The 3890-nt window shown below is 78.0% G+C and carries 1 pseudogene; it reads left to right on the top strand.

What is annotated here, in order from left to right:
• Positions 1 to 3890 (top strand): annotated as a pseudogene (locus tag AC5LUJ_RS21615) (hypothetical protein); the annotation flags it as partial.

Raw genomic sequence — 3890 nt, 5'->3', positions numbered from 1 at the left:
AGCTGGTCGCCGCCATCCCGGACGCCGGCCTGACCCTTATCCCGGACGGCCTGCTCCCCCCTCCGGCCCCCCGTCCGGGCGCCGGCCCCGGCGAGGCCGGCCCCCGCGAGGCCGTGGCCGGCCGTCGGGAGGCCCTTGCCGCGGTCCTGGAACGCAACGCCGAAGCCCGCTTTCCCACCGAGTACGTCACCTCCCGGCTGGCCGGCCGGTCACCGGCGCTGGGCCGGTTCGTCGCGGCGAACACCGGCACGTTCGACGTGCTCACCTCACCGCTGCACACCCTCGTCTACGAGGAGGACACCCGGGCCGAGGTGCTCGCCGCGCTGCGTCCCGTCCAGCGTCTGGCGCGGCTGGGCGCGCGGTTCGGCGAGGGTGAGGCCCTCGCCGGGCTGGGCCTGGACTCCGCGTCCGCGATCGCCGGCCTGTCACCGGAGGAGTTCACCATCCGGGCCGCCGGGGCGCCTGGCGGGATTGGTGACCGGGCCCGGGCGCTGCGCCTGCACGCCCGCGCCGGGCACGTGACCGCCGCCGCGTTCCACCTGGTCACGACATGGCTCGGACGTGCCGACCGGTTCGGCGAGGCGCTGCTGGTCGGGGACGCCGGGACGGCCCCCACGGATGAGATCGCCGACTACGCGGAGATCTTCGGCGGGACGAACCTGTGCGCCTGCGAGGACTGCCGGTCGGTGTTCTCCCCGGCCGCCTACCTCGTCGACCTGCTCGGCTATCTCGGCGCCCGGCGCGCCGGCGGCGGCACCTTCCTGTCGGCGCTGCTGGCGAAGCGGCCCGATCTGGTCCACATCGCGCTCACCTGCGACAACACGATCACCGAGATCCCCCAGCTCGATCTTGCGCTGGAGCTGCTCGAACGCGCCGTCACCGCGCCCGCCGCGCTGTGGGAGCGGCGGGCCGAGCTGACGAAGACCGTGCCGTTCGCCGTCACGGCCGGGCTGGTGGCCGAGCTCGCCGCCGCCGGCGTGACCCTCGGCCCGGCCGCGACGCTCCACCGGACGCCGGACGATCCCACCGCCCACTACGCGGTCACCGACACCACGGTGATCCGTTTCGACACCGCCGACCCGGCGCATGACATCGCCGCCACCTACCCGCAGACGGCGAAACACGCCCGCTCCACCCGGCTGGAGATCCAGCACCGGGTCGACGACGCCTACCGCCGGCTGGCCGAGACGCTGTACCCGTGGACGCTGCCGTTCGACCTCGCCACCGAGACGATGCGGGCCGCGCTGGACGCCCTGACCATCGACCTCGGGGACTTCCTCGCCACGTTCAGCCCACCGGCCGCCGCGGGCGCCGCCGCCGGCCCGGACGGAGCAGGCGGCCCGGACGGAGCAGGCGGGGCAGACAGGCCGGACGGGCCGGACGGGCCGGACGGAGCAGGCGACGTGGGCGGGCCGGGCGGAGCAGGCGGGCTGCCCGGGGCAGCCGAACCGGGCGGGCCGGGCGCGGCGGCGCCGGAGGCGGTCAGCGCCGCGCGGCTGGGAATCACCGTCCGCCGGCTGCGCCAGCTCGCCGGCGCCGGCCCGGCCGATCCGGCGGCGACGGCGTCCGCCCTGTGGGGTGAGCCGGCCGCGGCCGGGCCCGGCTGGTTCAACGCCCTGGCCGCCGACGTCCCGGCGCTGCTGCGCCGCACCGGCCTGTCCTACGCCGAGCTGACGCAGGTGGTGGCACTGCCCCTCGTCCAGCAGCTCTCCCCGGGCCTGACGATCGGGCCGCGGGACGCCGGTGCCGGGGGCGGGGGCGGGGCCGGCGTGACGGGCGGCCGCGAGTGCGATATCACCGAGCTGGCGCTGCTCAACCTGAGCGCCACTGCCCACGACGACACCCTGCTGCGGATTCAGCAGGTGGTCACCCTGTACCGGTCGACCGGCTGGCCGCTGCCCACGGTCGCCGCCGCCGTCGAGCTCACCACCGGCGGCACCGGTGCGCTGACCGCCGGCGCCCTGGCGCGGCTGGGGAGGATCGCCGCCGTGAGCCGGCGCGCGGAACTGGACGTCACGGCGGTACTCGCCGCGGTGGCGGCCGGTGGGAGCGGTCCGCTGCCACCGAGCCTGGCCGCCGTCTGCGCCGCCCGCCACCGGGCCCGGTTCACCGGCCCCGGCAGCCCGGCGGTGTCCGCCGCCGGCCGCCGGGACCCGCTCGCGCCGCTGGCCGACCCGGCTGTGGGCGGCCCGGCGAGTGGGCCGGCGAATGGCCCGGCCGGGGGCGGCCCGGCGGGCTGGCCGCTGGCGTCGCTGCTGGATCCGGCCCTCGACCCGTTCGACCCGGCGCTGCGGCCGATCCTGCGCACCGCCCTCGGCACCGACGACGTCGACGCGCTCCGGCCGCTGGACGCCGGCACCGGCTTCGCCGCCTTCGCCAGGCTCGACGCAGCGGCGGCGGTGGCCCACGCCGCCCGGATCCGCCTGCCCGACCTGGCGGTGCTCGTCGGGCTCGGCGCGGTCGAGGCGCCTTTCGGCTCACTCGGCGCGCTGGAACGCACCCTGGACCGGCTGGACTGGCTGCGCCATGCCGGTGTCGACGCGGACCGGCTGGCCTACGCCGTCGACGGCGGGCGCCCGAGCTTCGCCGCGGCGGCGGGGAAGCAGCCGGCGGGCCGCCCGGTCGACGACCGGCCGATCGCCGTCGCCGCCGCGGCGCTGGCCGCCGCCCGCGCCGCCACCGTGCCGTTCACCCTGCCGGACGGTCCGGACGAGGTGCGCCGCCCGGCCGCGGTGGCCGCGCTGCGGGCGGAGCTCAGCGCGCTCGGCTGGCCGCCCGCGCGGGTCGACACGCTGGTCGCGACGATCGACCGGGCCGCGTCCGGCCCCGCGTCCGGCCCCGCTGTCCCGGTTCCCGAGGACGCCGCGTTCATCCCGACGCCGACGATCGTCGAGCTGCCGCTGGCCGTGACGGGCCCGCTGAGCGTCCCCGCCGCCCTGGCCGGCCGGGTGAGCCACGACCCGGTCACCGGATGGCTGCGGCTGGCCGACGCTCTCACCCCGCTCGAACGCCGGCTGCTCGCCGACGCCAACCCGGGGCAGCGGGCCGCCGTCGACGCCGCTCTGAACGCCGCTGCCGGTACTGACGCCGCTCTCGGCACGGCTGTCGGCCCGCTGCCGGGGCCGGCGCCGGCCGGCGTCCCGCTGCTGACCGGCCTGGGCACCGCCGAGGTGGCGGCTGGGGTGAACAACGCGCGGGCGTTGCGCGCCCGGACCCTCACCATCGTGGCGGTGGCCGAGCTGATGACCACGTCGGTGGAGTTCACCGGCCACCTGCTGGCCGGCCTGGCCGTGCCGGTGCCGGCACCGGCCGGCACCGCTGCCGGCGGCGCGGCTGGTGCCGGCGGCGCGGCTGGTGCCGGCGTGGACGCTGGTGGTATCGCTGCCGGCGGTGCGGGTGGTGGTGGGGCGGGCGATGTCGTGTCGGTGCCGCTGCTGGACGTGGTGAGCGCGGGCTGGCAGGCGCTGCCCGCCGCCGACCGGGACCGGCAGGTGGACCGGATCCTGCGTGTCCTGCACCGGATCGGCACGGTGGCCGCCCGGCTGGGCCCCGACCCACGCAACGCCTGGTGGTTCACGAAACGGCCGGCGGGGGTGTTCGGTTTCGCCGACCTGGTGGCCCGCGAGTTCCCGGCCCCGTCCCCAGCGACCGGCGGACCGGCCGCGGCCGAGGCGGCCCAGCTCGCGGCCGTGGTGGTGGACGCCTGCCACGCGCTTGTGATCGCCGACCGTTTCGGCGGCCCGGTCGGGGTGTGCCCGGCCATCCTGGACGCCACCGCGGACGCCGCGGCGCGCGTCTCCTCCCCACCCGTCCTGGTGGCCGCCTCGCCGGTGACACTGACGGACCGGCTGACCCGGCTGTTCAACCGCCCCGCTGACACCGCCGCTGTC

It is taken from the genome of Protofrankia sp. CiP1_Cm_nod3 (assembly GCF_982290655.1).
Note: the sequence above shows the minus strand (reverse complement) of the source record. Positions and strands in the feature narration are given on the sequence as shown.